The sequence below is a fragment of the Veillonella agrestimuris genome (genome assembly GCF_943193065.1).
Classification (GTDB): domain Bacteria; phylum Bacillota; class Negativicutes; order Veillonellales; family Veillonellaceae; genus Veillonella; species Veillonella agrestimuris.
Map to the genome: position 1 here is coordinate 1 of NZ_CALPCS010000020.1, position 14,752 is coordinate 14,752.

31 protein-coding genes are annotated in these 14,752 nt (G+C 41.5%); all 31 read right to left on the reverse strand.

Annotated elements, in window-relative coordinates; genetic code table 11:
- Nucleotides 1-116: 116 nt before the first annotated feature.
- On the reverse strand, nucleotides 117-452 hold the full coding sequence (rplQ, locus tag NFR29_RS08005) for a 50S ribosomal protein L17 (protein ID WP_127134175.1): 336 nt from the start codon (nucleotides 450-452) through the stop codon (nucleotides 117-119).
- A 12-nt stretch (nucleotides 453-464) separates the two neighbouring features.
- Nucleotides 465-1,463 carry a DNA-directed RNA polymerase subunit alpha gene (locus tag NFR29_RS08010; protein ID WP_251425430.1) on the reverse strand — a complete coding sequence of 333 codons (999 nt, stop codon included), beginning with the start codon at nucleotides 1,461-1,463 and terminating at the stop codon, nucleotides 465-467.
- Nucleotides 1,464-1,536: 73 nt separating this feature from the next.
- Nucleotides 1,537-1,926 (reverse strand): 30S ribosomal protein S11, encoded by a 390-nt coding sequence (gene rpsK, locus NFR29_RS08015; protein WP_004695151.1) that lies wholly within the window; start codon nucleotides 1,924-1,926, stop codon nucleotides 1,537-1,539.
- A 19-nt stretch (nucleotides 1,927-1,945) separates the two neighbouring features.
- Nucleotides 1,946-2,314 carry a 30S ribosomal protein S13 gene (gene rpsM / locus NFR29_RS08020; RefSeq protein WP_251425433.1) on the reverse strand — a complete coding sequence of 123 codons (369 nt, stop codon included), beginning with the start codon at nucleotides 2,312-2,314 and terminating at the stop codon, nucleotides 1,946-1,948.
- A 23-nt stretch (nucleotides 2,315-2,337) separates the two neighbouring features.
- Nucleotides 2,338-2,451: a 50S ribosomal protein L36 gene (rpmJ, locus tag NFR29_RS08025; protein ID WP_004695148.1), complete on the reverse strand. Its 114-nt coding sequence runs from the start codon at nucleotides 2,449-2,451 to the stop codon at nucleotides 2,338-2,340.
- 26 nt (nucleotides 2,452-2,477) lie between these two features.
- Nucleotides 2,478-2,696, reverse strand: a complete 219-nt coding sequence (gene infA, locus NFR29_RS08030) for a translation initiation factor IF-1 (RefSeq protein ID WP_004695147.1) — start codon at nucleotides 2,694-2,696, stop codon at nucleotides 2,478-2,480.
- A gap of 22 nt (nucleotides 2,697-2,718) precedes the next feature.
- On the reverse strand, nucleotides 2,719-3,489 hold the full coding sequence (gene map, locus NFR29_RS08035; RefSeq protein WP_251425436.1) for a type I methionyl aminopeptidase: 771 nt from the start codon (nucleotides 3,487-3,489) through the stop codon (nucleotides 2,719-2,721).
- 1 nt (nucleotide 3,490) lies between these two features.
- Nucleotides 3,491-4,054, reverse strand: a complete 564-nt coding sequence (locus NFR29_RS08040; protein ID WP_251425439.1) for an adenylate kinase — start codon at nucleotides 4,052-4,054, stop codon at nucleotides 3,491-3,493.
- 12 nt (nucleotides 4,055-4,066) lie between these two features.
- Nucleotides 4,067-5,329, reverse strand: a complete 1,263-nt coding sequence (gene secY / locus NFR29_RS08045; RefSeq protein WP_251425443.1) for a preprotein translocase subunit SecY — start codon at nucleotides 5,327-5,329, stop codon at nucleotides 4,067-4,069.
- Between the two features lies 1 nt (nucleotide 5,330).
- Complete coding sequence (gene rplO / locus NFR29_RS08050) at nucleotides 5,331-5,774, reverse strand: 50S ribosomal protein L15 (protein ID WP_251425444.1); 444 nt, start codon at nucleotides 5,772-5,774, stop codon at nucleotides 5,331-5,333.
- A 22-nt stretch (nucleotides 5,775-5,796) separates the two neighbouring features.
- Nucleotides 5,797-5,976 carry a 50S ribosomal protein L30 gene (gene rpmD, locus NFR29_RS08055; RefSeq protein WP_005377126.1) on the reverse strand — a complete coding sequence of 60 codons (180 nt, stop codon included), beginning with the start codon at nucleotides 5,974-5,976 and terminating at the stop codon, nucleotides 5,797-5,799.
- 14 nt (nucleotides 5,977-5,990) lie between these two features.
- Nucleotides 5,991-6,494, reverse strand: a complete 504-nt coding sequence (rpsE, locus tag NFR29_RS08060; protein ID WP_004695136.1) for a 30S ribosomal protein S5 — start codon at nucleotides 6,492-6,494, stop codon at nucleotides 5,991-5,993.
- Between the two features lie 18 nt (nucleotides 6,495-6,512).
- Nucleotides 6,513-6,884 carry a 50S ribosomal protein L18 gene (gene rplR, locus NFR29_RS08065; protein ID WP_479266831.1) on the reverse strand — a complete coding sequence of 124 codons (372 nt, stop codon included), beginning with the start codon at nucleotides 6,882-6,884 and terminating at the stop codon, nucleotides 6,513-6,515.
- Between the two features lie 26 nt (nucleotides 6,885-6,910).
- Nucleotides 6,911-7,456 carry a 50S ribosomal protein L6 gene (gene rplF / locus NFR29_RS08070; RefSeq protein WP_251425450.1) on the reverse strand — a complete coding sequence of 182 codons (546 nt, stop codon included), beginning with the start codon at nucleotides 7,454-7,456 and terminating at the stop codon, nucleotides 6,911-6,913.
- A gap of 24 nt (nucleotides 7,457-7,480) precedes the next feature.
- Nucleotides 7,481-7,867 (reverse strand): 30S ribosomal protein S8, encoded by a 387-nt coding sequence (gene rpsH / locus NFR29_RS08075; RefSeq protein WP_251425453.1) that lies wholly within the window; start codon nucleotides 7,865-7,867, stop codon nucleotides 7,481-7,483.
- A gap of 27 nt (nucleotides 7,868-7,894) precedes the next feature.
- Complete coding sequence (gene rpsN, locus NFR29_RS08080) at nucleotides 7,895-8,164, reverse strand: 30S ribosomal protein S14 (RefSeq protein WP_005377140.1); 270 nt, start codon at nucleotides 8,162-8,164, stop codon at nucleotides 7,895-7,897.
- A 15-nt stretch (nucleotides 8,165-8,179) separates the two neighbouring features.
- Nucleotides 8,180-8,719, reverse strand: coding sequence for a 50S ribosomal protein L5 (gene rplE, locus NFR29_RS08085; protein ID WP_251425456.1), 540 nt, complete (start codon nucleotides 8,717-8,719; stop codon nucleotides 8,180-8,182).
- Nucleotides 8,720-8,742: 23 nt separating this feature from the next.
- Nucleotides 8,743-9,063, reverse strand: coding sequence for a 50S ribosomal protein L24 (rplX, locus tag NFR29_RS08090; protein ID WP_251425459.1), 321 nt, complete (start codon nucleotides 9,061-9,063; stop codon nucleotides 8,743-8,745).
- An 18-nt stretch (nucleotides 9,064-9,081) separates the two neighbouring features.
- Nucleotides 9,082-9,450, reverse strand: coding sequence for a 50S ribosomal protein L14 (rplN, locus tag NFR29_RS08095; RefSeq protein WP_251425462.1), 369 nt, complete (start codon nucleotides 9,448-9,450; stop codon nucleotides 9,082-9,084).
- Between the two features lie 24 nt (nucleotides 9,451-9,474).
- The gene (rpsQ, locus tag NFR29_RS08100; protein WP_251425465.1) at nucleotides 9,475-9,735 is read right to left on the reverse strand and encodes a 30S ribosomal protein S17; all 261 of its coding nucleotides are present in this window, start codon (nucleotides 9,733-9,735) and stop codon (nucleotides 9,475-9,477) included.
- Nucleotides 9,736-9,774: 39 nt separating this feature from the next.
- Nucleotides 9,775-9,978 carry a 50S ribosomal protein L29 gene (rpmC, locus tag NFR29_RS08105; RefSeq protein WP_004695115.1) on the reverse strand — a complete coding sequence of 68 codons (204 nt, stop codon included), beginning with the start codon at nucleotides 9,976-9,978 and terminating at the stop codon, nucleotides 9,775-9,777.
- On the reverse strand, nucleotides 9,968-10,405 hold the full coding sequence (gene rplP, locus NFR29_RS08110) for a 50S ribosomal protein L16 (protein WP_251425468.1): 438 nt from the start codon (nucleotides 10,403-10,405) through the stop codon (nucleotides 9,968-9,970). The genes rpmC and rplP overlap by 11 nt, the downstream gene beginning before the upstream one ends.
- Nucleotides 10,405-11,073, reverse strand: a complete 669-nt coding sequence (gene rpsC, locus NFR29_RS08115) for a 30S ribosomal protein S3 (RefSeq protein ID WP_251425471.1) — start codon at nucleotides 11,071-11,073, stop codon at nucleotides 10,405-10,407. Before rpsC ends, rplP begins: the two co-directional genes overlap by 1 nt.
- 16 nt (nucleotides 11,074-11,089) lie before the next feature.
- Nucleotides 11,090-11,425, reverse strand: a complete 336-nt coding sequence (gene rplV / locus NFR29_RS08120; protein WP_004695112.1) for a 50S ribosomal protein L22 — start codon at nucleotides 11,423-11,425, stop codon at nucleotides 11,090-11,092.
- A gap of 13 nt (nucleotides 11,426-11,438) precedes the next feature.
- Nucleotides 11,439-11,720, reverse strand: coding sequence for a 30S ribosomal protein S19 (rpsS, locus tag NFR29_RS08125; protein WP_105092676.1), 282 nt, complete (start codon nucleotides 11,718-11,720; stop codon nucleotides 11,439-11,441).
- Nucleotides 11,721-11,743: 23 nt separating this feature from the next.
- Nucleotides 11,744-12,574 carry a 50S ribosomal protein L2 gene (gene rplB / locus NFR29_RS08130; RefSeq protein WP_251425474.1) on the reverse strand — a complete coding sequence of 277 codons (831 nt, stop codon included), beginning with the start codon at nucleotides 12,572-12,574 and terminating at the stop codon, nucleotides 11,744-11,746.
- A 26-nt stretch (nucleotides 12,575-12,600) separates the two neighbouring features.
- On the reverse strand, nucleotides 12,601-12,885 hold the full coding sequence (rplW, locus tag NFR29_RS08135; RefSeq protein WP_251425477.1) for a 50S ribosomal protein L23: 285 nt from the start codon (nucleotides 12,883-12,885) through the stop codon (nucleotides 12,601-12,603).
- Nucleotides 12,885-13,508, reverse strand: a complete 624-nt coding sequence (gene rplD / locus NFR29_RS08140) for a 50S ribosomal protein L4 (RefSeq protein ID WP_251425480.1) — start codon at nucleotides 13,506-13,508, stop codon at nucleotides 12,885-12,887. Before rplD ends, rplW begins: the two co-directional genes overlap by 1 nt.
- A 26-nt stretch (nucleotides 13,509-13,534) precedes the next feature.
- Entirely contained in the window at nucleotides 13,535-14,176 is a 642-nt protein-coding gene (gene rplC / locus NFR29_RS08145) for a 50S ribosomal protein L3 (protein WP_251425483.1), read from the reverse strand.
- Nucleotides 14,177-14,188: 12 nt separating this feature from the next.
- A complete protein-coding gene (gene rpsJ / locus NFR29_RS08150; RefSeq protein ID WP_251425486.1) occupies nucleotides 14,189-14,500 on the reverse strand; it encodes a 30S ribosomal protein S10 in 312 nt (103 codons plus the stop codon).
- A gap of 176 nt (nucleotides 14,501-14,676) precedes the next feature.
- Nucleotides 14,677-14,752 (reverse strand): EF-Tu C-terminal domain-related protein (locus NFR29_RS08355; RefSeq protein ID WP_164723757.1); only part of this gene is annotated, 76 nt, incomplete at its 5' end.

The window sequence follows — 14,752 nt, forward strand, 5'->3', positions numbered from 1 at the left end:
ACCAACCACATAAGTGATTGGTGCCAAACAAATGATTAGGGATAAGCACCCCAACATTTGACAGAGAGCCAAAAAAAAGGTATTGTAACCGAAGTTACAACACCTTTTGAATTTGATTATACAAGCTCGATAATTGCCAAAGGTGCAGCGTCACCTTTGCGAAGACCAGTTTTGATTACACGAGTGTAACCACCTTGGCGTTCAGCATATTTTGGAGCAATTGTATCAAACAATTTTTTTACTACGCTTTCATCCATGAGGTATGCAAGAACTTGGCGACGTGCATGAAGATCACCACGTTTAGCCAAAGTTACCATTTGGTCAGCTAAGCTACGTAATTCTTTAGCTTTTGCTTCTGTAGTTTCGATACGCTCATATTGGAAGAAAGATGTTAACATGCTACGGAACAACGCTTTACGAGCGGAGCTATCGCGGCCTAATTTTCTGTACATTCGTCTTCCTCCTTATTCGCCTTTTTCCTTAAGAGAAAATCCACCTGGATGACCTTCGAGTTTTTCTACGATTTCATCGATAGATTTTTTACCTAAGTTGCGAACTTTTCCTAAATCATCAATGGTTTTGTCTAGCAAATCTGCAATTGTGTTGATTCCAGCACGTTTCAAGCAGTTGTAAGCACGTACGGAAAGTTCCAACTCATCGATGGAAATTTTCGCTGGGCCGTCATCTTCTTGAACTTCTTGAGGAACAGGATCAACTACGTCGCCTTCAAGATTTTTATCGTCCAACTCAACCACACTTGTAGAGTGTGCTAATTTAGTGAAGTTCCCTAAATAACCAATCATAATGGCAGCAGATTTAGCCACTGCGTCAGCAGCGGTAATGGAACCGTCAGTCCAAACTTCTAACGTCAGTTTGTCGAAGTCCATTTCATTACCTACGCGTACATCACTCACTTCATATTTAGCACGAAGAATTGGGGAGAAGATAGAATCGATTGGAATACAACCGATTACATCTGTATCCTTTTTATTCTTAGTAGAAGGAACATAGCCTTTGCCACGTTCGATTACTACGTCCATGATAAGGTGAGCTGTTTCATCCATTGTCGCAATCACGAGTTCAGGATTCAATACTTCTACTTCTGGTGGAAGTTGTTCCGCTAAATCAGCAGCTGTAAGAACGCCATCTTTTTTGAAGTCGAAATGAACTTCTAAAGGCCATTCTGCATCTTCTTCAAGCTTAATGCACAATTGCTTTAAGTTAAGAATAATGTCTGTTACGTCTTCTCGAATACCAGGGATAGTAGAGAATTCATGAAGGACTCCATCAATTTTGATAGATGTGATAGCTGCCCCATCCAAGGATGAAAGCAAAATTCTGCGTAAGCTATTACCGAGGGTGATACCATAGCCACGATCTAATGGTTCACATACGAATTTACCATAACGACCGCCGTCAGCGATGTCCACTTTCTCGATTTTAAGTTTCTTTTCTTCGCTCATCAGGAACATCCTCCTATATAACACACGATCATAGTTTAATTATAGCACAGCCGTCAAAAGGCTAGGCTATATATTATACACGACGGCGTTTTGGAGGGCGACAACCATTGTGAGGAATTGGAGTTACGTCTTTAATAGAAGTAACTTCAAGACCTGCAGCCTGTAAAGCACGAATCGCAGCTTCACGGCCGGATCCAGGGCCTTTTACGAATACTTCAACAGTGCGAAGACCGTGTTCCATTGCAGCTTTAGCAGCTTGTTCAGCAGCCATTTGAGCAGCAAATGGAGTGGATTTACGGGAACCACGGAAGCCCAAGCCACCAGCGGAAGCCCAAGACAACGCATTACCGTTTGTATCTGTTAAAGTTACGATAGTGTTATTGAATGTAGAACGAATATGAGCCGCACCGGATTCAATATGTTTCTTTTCTTTTCTTTTAGTTCTAACAACTTTTTTAGCCACGCTTTATCCCTCCTTTATCTTATTTCTTTTTACCAGCAATTGCTTTTCTAGGACCTTTGCGAGTACGTGCATTCGTTTTAGTACGTTGACCACGAAGTGGTAAACCCATACGATGACGTTTGCCTCGATAGGAGTTGATTTCAATTAAGCGTTTAATATTAAGAGCTTCTTCACGACGAAGGTCACCCTCAACTTTATATTCAGCATCTAACAATTCACGAATTTTCGCTACTTCATCTTCAGAAAGATCGCGAACACGTGTATCAGGGTTGATACCTGTTTTCACTAAGATTTCTTCAGCCAAAGTAAGGCCAATACCATAAATATAAGTTAAACCAATTTCCACTCGTTTGTCACGAGGTAAGTCTACACCGGCGATACGTGCCATCTAATCATCCACCTCCTATCAGATTATCCTTGTTTTTGTTTATGTTTTGGATTTTCGCAAATGACCATTACACGGCCTTTACGTTTAATGATTTTACATTTTTCGCATATCTTTTTAACTGATGGTTGAACCTTCATTAGTACCTCCTTTGTGGACCCTATGCTTATTTAAAGCGATAGGTGATGCGACCACGATTTAAGTCATATGGGGTCAGTTCCATAGTAACTTTATCACCAGGAAGAATACGGATAAAATTCATACGCATTTTACCTGACACATGAGCTAACACGATATGACCATTTTCCAATTCAACTTGGAACATAGCATTCGGTAAAGCTTCTACTACCGTACCTTCCACCTCAATAACGTCTTCTTTTGACATATTTTTTCCTCCGGTTACCTGTTTATTGTATTAACCGCGGTTCATCCCGCATCGTTAATATTTCAGGGCCGTCTTCTGTAACAACCACTGTATGTTCGAAATGAGCAGCAGGTTTACCATCCATAGTAACTGCTGTCCAGTCATCCCCTAATACACGAACGCGGTGAGTACCTAAGGTAATCATCGGTTCTATACACAACACCATACCTGGTTTTAAAATCGGACCTTGATCCGGACTACCATAGTTTGGAATTTGTGGATCTTCATGCATTTCGCGGCCTAGGCCATGGCCTACGAAGTCGCGAACGACGCCGTAACCATGTTTCTCACAATACGTTTGAACAGCGTGACCAATAGCACCTACGCGGTTGCCAGGCTTCGCTTGTTCGATTCCCTTGAATAGACTTTCCTCTGTTACTTTTAACAATTTCATCACGTCAGGTTTGACATGACCGATAGGAATTGTCACAGCTGAATCGCCATGGTAACCATCAATACTAGATACGATATCAATACTGATAACGTCACCATTTTTAAGCTTTCGCTTAGCGTTCGGAATACCATGAACAACTTCTTCATTGATAGAAGCACAGATTGTAGCAGGGAACCCATAGTACCCTTTACAACTTGGTATACCACCGTGGCTGCGAATATATTCTTCGGCAATTGTATCTAACTCAAGCGTCGTGATTCCAGGTTTAGCCTTTTCTACTAACAAGGACAACGTGTCTGCTGTAAGCTTACTTGCCTTGCGGATACATTCAATTTCATGGGGCGATTTCAAAATAATCATCTTATTTCTCCAACGCCGAAATGATGTCAGCAAATACTGCGTCTACATCTTGTAAGCCGTTCACTTCTTGATATAAACCGCTATTGCGGTAGTAATCAATAAGAGGCTTAGTAGATTCTTCATACACAGCTAGACGTTTCTGTACTGTTTCAGGGTTATCATCAGCACGATTTTCGAGAACTGCTCGTTCACTAATGCGTCTAACTAGTTCTTCAGAAGGAACATTTAAGTTAAGCACTGCGTCCAAAGTAATTCCCAATTCTTTAAGGATGGCATCCAAGGAAACAGCTTGCGCTGTTGTTCTTGGGAATCCGTCAAGAATAAATCCAGATTTGCAGTCATCTTTAACCAAGCGATCACGTACGATACCAACAGTTACACTGTCTGGCACGAGTTGACCAGCATCGATATATTTCTTAGCCTCAACTCCAAGAGGTGTTTCGTTCTTAATCGCAGCGCGGAACATATCACCTGTCGAAATTTGGGGAATACCGTATTTTTCAATAAGTCGAGCTGCCTGTGTGCCTTTACCCGCACCAGGAGGTCCCATTAATAAAATATACATTCTGTTTCCCTCCTATTTTACAAAGCCTTTATAGTGGCGTGTTACCATAAGCGACTCAATTTGTTGCATAGTATCAAGAGCTACACCTACAACGATCAAGAGCGCTGTACCACCAAAGTAAATACCTTGTACGCCTGTAATCGAACCAAGGAAATTCGGAACGATTGCAACGATGGCTAAGAATACAGCACCAGCCAATGTAATCTTGGTCATCACGCTATCCACATAATCAGCAGTAGGTTTACCCGCACGAATACCTGGGATAAAACCACCGTGTTTTTTCATATTATCTGCCATATCTGGAATGTTGATAGAGATTGCAGTATAGAAGTATGTAAAGATGAAGATTAAAACTGCATACAATGCCGTTTGTAACGGCGTTCCCCAAGTAAATAGATCGGCAATACTACGAATCATATCGCTATCTATAAACTGAGCTAATGTCACAGGGAACATCAACACAGATGACGCAAAGATAATTGGAATAACCCCTGCCTGATTGACTTTCAACGGCAAGAATGTAGAGTGACCACCGTACATTTTACGACCTACTACGCGTTTAGCATATTGAATCGGAATGCGACGTTGGCCTTGTGTAACAGCTACTACAACGGCAATCATTGCAATAGCAATTATAGCAAATAAGAATGCTTGGAACATATTAATTGTTCCAGTTTGTAAGTATTGGACAATCGTTTGAATACCTTCTGGCAATCGAGCTACGATACCAGCGAAGATAATCAAAGAAATCCCATTACCAATGCCATAGGCAGTGATTTGTTCACCGAGCCACATCAACAAACATGTACCTGCTGTGAGGATAATGGCAACTACGAATACACTAAGGAGATCATTGTTGACCAGCGCTGCATTTGCACGAAGCGCATAAGCCATACCAAAGGCTTGTATAAAGCCTAGTACAACTGTACCATAACGTGTTACCTTAGCAATTTTTTTACGACCATCTTCACCATCTTTGCTCCAAGCTTCGAACTGTGGAACTACAGCTTGAAGGAGTTGCATTATGATAGAAGCATTGATGTACGGTGTAATACTCATTGCAAAGATAGAGAACTTACTTAGCGCACCACCAGCAAACAAGTCCAGTAGACCAAATAGATTGCCAGATGTAAACAAAGATTCAATAACTGATGCATCGACGCCTGGTACAGGGATGTGGATGCCGGCTCTAAACACGGCAAACATCATCAATGTGTATAAAACTTTGTTACGTAATTCGGTAATCTTAAAGATGTTCGAGAGGCTATCTAGCACCCTAGATCACCTCTACTTTTCCGCCTGCTGCCGTAATTTTTTCTTCAGCAGATTTAGTGAAGCCGTTAGCAATAACAGTTAAGTTTTTAGTTTCTAAAGAACCATTACCTAAAATGCGAATGCCATCACGTACATTTTTCAAAATACCCGCTTCAATAAGAGCTACTGGATCAACTGTTGCACCGTCTTCAAAACGGTTCAATTGTTCTACGTTAACTTCTGCATATTGTTTAGCGAAAACGTTAGTGAAACCACGTTTTGGTAAACGACGATAAAGAGGCATTTGGCCGCCTTCAAAACCGGAGCGAACGCCACCGCCACTACGGGAGTTTTGACCTTTTTGACCACGACCAGAAGTTTTACCTAAGCCAGAGCCAAGACCACGACCTACGCGAGTTCTTGCTTTTTTGGAACCAGCTGCTGGTTGTAATTCATGAAGTTTCATTCAGTGCACCTCCTTATCAGTATTAAACTTCTTCAACTTTAACTAAATGTCTAACTTTGTGAAGCATACCTTGGATTTGAGGTGTTACTTCTTTAACGACTTGAGAATTAGTTTTTTTCAAGCCCAAAGCTTTAACTGTCGCGCGTTGATCTTCAGGACGACCGATTAAGCTTCTTGTTAATGTTACTTTAACTTGTGCCATTTCTTGTCTCCTTATTACGCGTTATAGATTTCTTCTACAGTTTTACCACGAAGTTCAGCTACTTCGCTAGCGCGTTTCAAATCTTTCAAACCTTCGATTGTAGCGCGAACCATATTGTTAGGGTTAGAAGAACCCAAGGATTTAGTCAAGATGTTACGTACACCCACCAACTCCAATACGGCACGAACAGGGCCACCAGCGATAACGCCAGTACCTTCAGCAGCTGGTTTCAAGAATACGCGGCCTGCGCCGAATACGCCTGTTACGCTGTGAGGGATTGTACCATTTTTAATTGCTACATTTACGATATTTTTCTTAGCATCATCAATACCTTTGCGAATTGCTTCAGGTACTTCCGCAGCTTTACCTAAGCCAACGCCTACATAACCGTTGCCATCACCAACAACTACAAGTGCGCTGAAGGAAAAACGACGACCGCCTTTAACTACTTTGGCTACGCGGTTGATGAATACTACTCTTTCTTTAAGATCAAGACTGGTGTAGTCAATTCTCGCCATGTCTATAGTTCCTCCTTCTTAGAATTTTAAGCCTGCTTCACGAGCACCTTCTGCAAGGGCCGCTACGCGACCATGGTAAATATAACCACCACGGTCAAACACTACTGTGTCGATACCTTTAGCGATAGCTTTTTTAGCAACTGCTTCACCAACAGCTTTAGCAGCAGCTACGTTACCGCCATAGTTTAAATTCAATTCTTTATCTAAAGAGCTTGCAGCTACCAATGTAGTACCTGCTACGTCATCGATTACTTGAGCATAGATGTTGCTTAAGCTACGGTATACGTTCAAACGTGGGCATGTTGCCGTACCAGAGATATGGCGACGAATACGAAGATGACGTTTTGCTCGAGCGATGTTTCTACTAGATTTACGAGGCAAGATGTTCACTCCTTTCATTCATATAGATGATATTACTATTTACCTTTTGCACCAGCTTTACCAGCTTTACGACGAACAACTTCGCCTTCATAGCGGATACCTTTACCTTTGTAAGGTTCTGGTTTTCTCCATTTACGAATATCAGCTGCTACTGCGCCAACAACTTCTTTGTCTGCACCAGAAACAACGATTTTGTTAGGAGCTGGAACATCAATTGTAATACCAGCTGGAGCTTCCATTTCCACTGGGTGAGAGAAGCCAAGGGTAAGAGCTAATTTATTGCCTTGTTTAGCCGCTCTGTAACCAACACCGTTGATTTCAAGAGTTTTACTGAATCCTTCAGATACGCCTGTTACCATATTAGCAACAAGAGCGCGAGTCAAACCGTGAAGGGAACGATGAGCTTTGTCTTCAGAAGGACGAGCTACTGTAATTGTGTTACCTTCTACAGTGATAATCATATCTGGATGCAAATCACGAGATAATTCGCCTTTAGGACCTTTTACATTCATATGATGGTTATCATATGTAACAGTAACGCCTGCAGGGATCTCGATAGGCATTCTACCGATACGTGACATTATTTCTACCTCCTATTGCTACTATTACCAAACGTAAGCGATTACTTCACCGCCAAGGCCTTCTTTACGAGCTTGTTTGTCGCTCATAACGCCTTTGGATGTAGAAATAACTGCAATACCCAAACCACCAAGTACACGAGGAAGTTCTTCCTTTTTCGCGTAAACACGTAAACCAGGTTTGGAAATACGTTTAATTCCTGTAATAACTTTTTCGCTATTGGAACCATATTTCAATGTTACTTTTAAAGTATTTTCTTCTTTTTCAACGCTCTTTACGAAACCTTCTTGTAAAAGGATCTCAAGAACAGCTGCTTTCATTCTAGATGCAGGAATGTTTACCGTTTCATGAAGTGCAGCATTTGCATTACGGATGCGCGTAAGCATATCCGCGATAGGATCGGTCATTACCATAATCTAAAACCCTCCTCTCATCTAATATTACCAGCTGGCTTTTTTAACACCAGGAATTTGTCCTTTATACGCCAATTCACGGAACGCAATACGGCTGATACCGAATTTACGCATATAGCCGTGAGGACGACCAGTTAAGTTGCAACGGTTATGCAAACGTGTAGGGGATGCATTTGCTGGTAATTTAGATAAACCTTCATAATCACCTGCTGCTTTTAACGCCGCACGTTTAGCTGCATATTTTTCAACGATTTTAGCGCGTTTTTTCTCGCGTTCAATCATAGATTTTTTAGCCATCTATTGTTCCTCCTATTATTTTTCAAAAGGCATACCGAATTGAGTCAACAATTCACGAGCTTCTTCATCTGTATTAGCGCTAGTTACTACGATGATATCCATACCAGTAACGCGTTCTACCTGATCATATTCGATTTCAGGGAAGATGAGCTGTTCTTTAAGACCCAAAGCGTAGTTACCACGGCCATCAAATGCAGTTGCGCTGATACCGCGGAAGTCACGTACGCGAGGTAATGCCGCATTGATCAATTTATCAAGGAATTCATACATGCGTTCGCCGCGAAGAGTAACTTTAGTACCTAAAGCCATACCTTCACGAACTTTAAAGTTCGCAATAGATTTTTTAGCTTTTGTAATAACAGGTTTTTGACCCGCAATGATAGTCAAGTCATTTACTGCAGATTCCAAAGCTTTCGCATTGCCTACAGCATCGCCAACGCCGATGTTGATTACGATTTTTTCGATTTTAGGAATTTCCATTACATTTTTGTATTGGAATTTCTCTTGCATACTCTTTTTGATTTCAGAGTTATATCTTTCAAATAAACGAGACATTTATGTAGCTCCTCCTTTCCTGATTATTTAAGCACTGTACCAGATTTAACAGTAGCGCGAACGAATTTACCGTCTTTGCCTTCTACTTTTTTGATACGACTTGCTGTTTTAGTTTCTGGATCGATTACCATTACGTTAGAAACGTGAATGCTAGCTTCTTTAGTAATGATACCGCCTTGTGGGTTAGCTTGAGAAGGTTTTGTATGACGTTTTACAGTGTTAACGCCTTCTACAAATACGCGTTCTTTTTTAGGCTCAGTAGCGATAACTGTACCTTGCTTACCTTTATCTTTACCGGAGATAACAACAACTGTATCGCCTTTTTTGATTTGTAATTTAGCCATATGCTGCGCTCCTCCTTCTTATAATACTTCTGGAGCCAAGGAAACGATTTTCATGAAATCTTTTTCACGAAGTTCTCTTGCTACAGGTCCGAAGATACGAGTACCACGAGGTGTTTTATCTTCTTTAATAACTACTGCTGCGTTTTCATCGAAACGAATATAGGAACCGTCTTTACGACGAATGCCTTTTTTAGAACGAACAATAACAGCTTTGACTACGTCGCCTTTCTTGACAACGCCACCGGGTGATGCATCTTTTACAGAAGCAACGATTACGTCACCGATATTGCCGAATTTGCGATAAGAACCGCCCATGACTTGGATGCACATAATACGTTTTGCACCAGTGTTGTCGGCAACATTCAAAATTGTTTGTTGCTGGATCATCGTCTATTCCTCCTTACATCACTCTTATTTTTGTCTTTCAAGAATTTCAACAACTCTCCAACATTTATCTTTAGAAAGTGGACGAGTTTCTACCATTTTAACGATATCGCCAATTTGGCACTCATTGTTTTCATCATGAGCTTTGAAGCGTTTAGTGCTTACCATTGGCTTGTTATATAATGCGTGAGGTACTTTACGTTCAACTGCAACGACAACTGTTTTATCCATTTTGTCGCTTACAACTTTACCTACGCGGACTTTACGTACGTTTCTTTCTTCTGCCACGATTTTAAGCCTCCTTTTCAAAGTGTAACAAATCTGTCATTATGCGTTTTCAGATTTAAGTTCAACTTCACGTTGTACTGTTTTGATACGAGCGATTGTCTTCTTAACTTCACGAATGCGCATAGGATTTTCTAATTGACCTGTTGCAAGCTGAAAACGGAGGTTGAATAACTCTTCCTTAAGACCGGAAACTTTTTGTTCCATTTCGGCAGCGCTCATATTGCGAATGTCATTAACCTTCATTTACGTCACCACCCAATTCTTTACCCTTAACAACAAATTTGCATTTGATTGGAAGTTTATGGCTTGCAAGACGCATAGCTTCGCGAGCTACGTGTTCAGGCACACCATCCATTTCAAACATTACGCGACCTGGTTTAACTACTGCTACCCAGTATTCAGGAGAACCTTTACCGGAACCCATACGAGTACCAGCTGGTTTAGCTGTAATTGGTTTGTCAGGGAAAATTTTAATCCATACTTTACCACCACGTTTGATGTAACGAGTCATCGCGATACGGGCAGCTTCGATTTGACGGTTTGTAATCCAAGATGGTTCGCAAGCTACCAAGCCGAACTCACCATGAGCTACTTTATTACCGCGCATAGCACGGCCTTTCATGCGGCCGCGGAATTGTTTACGATGTTTTACACGCTTTGGAATAAGCATTACTTGCCACCTTCTTCCTTCTTAGCCGGTGCTTGTTTAGCTTCTGGCAAAACTTCACCTTTGTAAATCCATACTTTGATACCGATACAACCATATGTTGTATGTGCTTCAGCAGTACCGTAGTCGATGTCTGCACGTAATGTATGCAAAGGAATAGAACCTTCACGGTAAGATTCGCTACGAGCGATCTCAGCGCCGCCTAAACGACCGCTAACCATGATTTTAATACCTTTAGCACCTAAGCGCATTGTACGACCAACAGCTTGTTTCATAGCACGACGGAAACCGATACGGCGTTCCAATTGGCCTGCAATGTTTTCAGCAACCAAAATTGCGTCCATGTCTGCTTGTTTGATTTCAGCAATGTTAACGTCTACTTGTTTATCAGTGAAACGAGTCATTGCTTTTTTGATATCTTCGATACCAGCACCACCACGACCGATAACCATACCAGGTTTTGCAGTGTGAATAGTCAATTTAATACGTTTATTTGTACGCTCGATTTCAATGCGGGAAATACCAGCAATGAAAAGGGTTTCTTTCAAGAAGTTACGAATTTGTACGTCTTCATGAAGATTCGCAGCGAAGTCTTTATCTGCATACCATTTTGCGTCCCAATCTTTTACGATACCGACACGCAAACCGTGTGGATTAACTTTTTGACCCACTCTATTTCCCTCCTTCTTAAGCTCTTTCTTTAACTACTACTGTTACGTGGCTAGTGCGTTTCAAAATTTTGAAAGCTTGTCCACGGGAACGAGGATGAATGCGTTTTAATGTAGGGCCTTGATCAACGAAGATCTCGGATACGTAAAGATTGTCAACATTCATATCGAAATTGTGCTCTGCATTTGCGATAGCAGAACGCATTACTTTTTCTACTACATCAGCGCCAACTTTCGGAGTGAACTTCAAGATGGCAAATGCTTCGCCGATGTTTTTACCGCGCACTAAATCAGCAACGATACGGATTTTACGAGGCGCGATTCGGATATGTCTAGCGATTGCTTTTGCTTCCATTAATTAATTCCTCCTATTTTCTGCCTGTAGATTTTTCGTCCTTACCATGACCTTTGTATGTACGTGTAGGAGCGAACTCACCTAATTTATGACCTACCATATCTTCTGTAATGAATACAGGTACGTGTTTGCGACCATCATGCACAGCAATTGTGTGGCCTACAAAGCTAGGGATAATAGTAGAGGCACGGGACCAGGTTTTTACAACTTTCTTTTCGTTAGTTTCGTTTAAAGCATCAACTTTCTTAAGCAAATGGTCTGCTACGAAAGGGCCTTTTTTTATAGATCTGGACACTATTTTATCTCCTTTCCTTTATCCTATTTTGTACGACGTTTAATGATCAAGCTATTAGAAGCTTTTTTCTTGTCGCGAGTTTTAACACCATGTGCTGGTTTACCCCAAGGTGTAACAGGATGTTTACGACCAACAGGAGATTTACCTTCACCACCACCATGTGGATGGTCGCAAGGGTTCATTACAACACCACGGTTGCCAGGACGAACGCCCATCCAACGATGACGACCAGCTTTACCAATTACTAGGTTGCTGTGATCAGCGTTACCAACTACACCAACTGTAGCGCGACACTCTTGACGCACGCGGCGCATTTCGCCAGAAGGTAAACGAAGGATTGCATAACCAGCATCTTTACCCATTAATTGAGCAGATGTACCAGCGGAACGAACGATTTGGCCACCTTTACCAATTTTCAATTCGATGTTGTGGATTTGAGTACCGTCTGGAATGTTCATCAATGGTAAGCAGTTACCTGGTTTAATATCGGATTCAGGACCGGAGAAAATTACGTCACCAACTTTTAAGCCGTTTGGCGCCAAAATGTAACGTTTTTCACCATCAGCGTAGTTAAGCAAAGCAATTCGAGAAGAACGGTTAGGATCATACTCGATAGTTGCTACTCTAGCTGGAATATTATCTTTAGTACGTTTGAAGTCAATAATACGGTATTGACGTTTATGACCGCCACCTTGGTGACGAACTGTCATTTTACCAGTATTGTTACGACCACCTTTTTGAGAAATTTTTGCGAGCAAAGATTTTTCTGGTTTGCTTGCTGTAATTTCATCGAAGGCGGATACTGTCATAAACCGGCGACCAGCGGAGTACGGTTTAAATGATTTAATTGCCATTAGTGGGCCTCCTTACAACTAGACTCTTAGACACCTTCAAATAATGTAATGGATTCGCCAGCTTTCAAAGTTACGATAGCTTTTTTGTAATCGCTACGTTTACCTTGTGTACGACCCATGCGTTTAGTTTTGCCTAATACGCGAATAGTAGCTACTTTTTCTACTTTTACATTGAAGATTTTTTCAACAGCTTGACGGATTTGCACTTTGTTTGCAGTCAAAGGCACACGGAAAGTGTATTTGCCTTCTTCCATAAGCTTTGTGGATTTTTCGGTAATAACCGGACGGATTAATACATCATGTAATTCCATTATCCGAGCACCTCCTCGATTTTTGCGACAGCACCCTTAGTAATGAAGAGTTTATCGTAATGAAGAAGATCGAAAATGTTCATACCTTCGCAAGCCAATGCTTTTACGCCTTGAATATTGCGAGCGGAACGTTCAACATTCACATCACCTTCAGTGATGAACAATACTTTTGCATCACCAACGTTAAAGCTATTGATAATATTCAATACTTCTTTAGTTTTAGGAGCTGCTAATGTTAATTCTTCCAAAACGTATAATTCGCTATTATTAACTTTATCGCTAAGAGCAGATTTAACTGCTAAACGTCTAGCCTTACGAGGCATCGCTTTGTAATAGCTGCGAGGTTGTGGACCAAATGTAGTACCACCACCAATCCAGATTGGGGAGCGGCTGGAACCAGCACGAGCACGACCAGTACCTTTTTGTCTCCAAGGTTTACGGCCACCGCCACGTACCATACCTCTAGTTTTTGTTGCATGTGTGCCGAGACGTTCGTTAGACAATTGACGAACTACGGCTTGATGCATAACGGTTTCGTTTACTTCAACGCCGAACACTGCATCGTTTAACTGTATTTCACCGACTTTAACGCCGGATTGATTATATGTTGCTACTGTAGGCATTACATAATTCTCCTTTCGACAAATGTTTATTTAACAGGTTTAACCGTGCTTTTAACCATAACCAAGCTGCCTTTAGCACCTGGAATGCCACCTTTAACTAATAAAAGGTTGCGTTCAGCATCAACTTTCACAACGGATAAGCGTTGTACGGTAACTCTGTAACCACCCATTTGTCCAGGAAGTTTTTTACCTTTGTACACCTTACCACCGCCACCGGAGATCATAGGACCGATGGAACCAGGTTCACGGTGAGATTTGGAACCATGAGTTTCAGGACCACGGGAGAAGTTATGGCGTTTAATTGTGCCAGCAAAACCCTTACCTTTACCTGTACCCACTACATCAACCAATTCACCTTCTGCGAAGATATCAGCTGCCAGAGTTTGGCCTACTGTGTAGTCAGCGCCGTTTTCTACGCGAACTTCGCGAAGATATTTAACTGGAGCTACGCCAGCTTTGTCGAACTGACCTTTTACAGGTTTTGTTAAATGTTTTTCTTTAATGGAGCCGTAACCAATTTGTACTGCTTCGTAACCGTCTGTTTCAACAGTTTTAACGCGCACTACTACGCTTGGGGTAGCTTCCACTACTGTTACAGGAACTAATTGGCCTTCAGCTGTGAAGACTTGTGTCATTCCTAATTTTTTACCCAAAATAGCTTTAGACATTATCGCACCTCCTTATAGTTTTATTTCAATAGATACACCAGCTGGTAAATCTAAACGAGTGATAGCATCTACTGTTTTCGAATTTGGTTCAAGAATATCAATTAAGCGTTTATGTGTACGCATTTCGAATTGTTCACGAGAATCTTTGTTTACGTGTACAGAACGAAGAATTGTGAAGATATTCTTTTCTGTTGGCAATGGAATCGGACCAGAAACCATAGCGCCATTTCTTTTTACAGTATCTACGATCTTAGCAGCGCTTTGATCGAGAGCTTTGTGGTCGTATGCCTTAAGGCGAATACGAATTTTTTGCTGTTTAGCCATTATTACTAATTCCTCCTGTCGTCCATTTCGTGAATGAACTGCTCCATAGAAATTCTCCTCCGCAGAGGCAACCTTCTACTTCATAGTTTAAAAACACAACACTAGAGCGGCACAAAATGCCGCTCTATATGCTGCAATTATGGTGCCCATCACTACGACGAGCATAAAAGCTTATATTAAGCTTCGATAGCTGTTACTACACCAGCGCCTACTGTGTGGCCACCTTCGCGGATCGCGAAACGTAAACCTTCT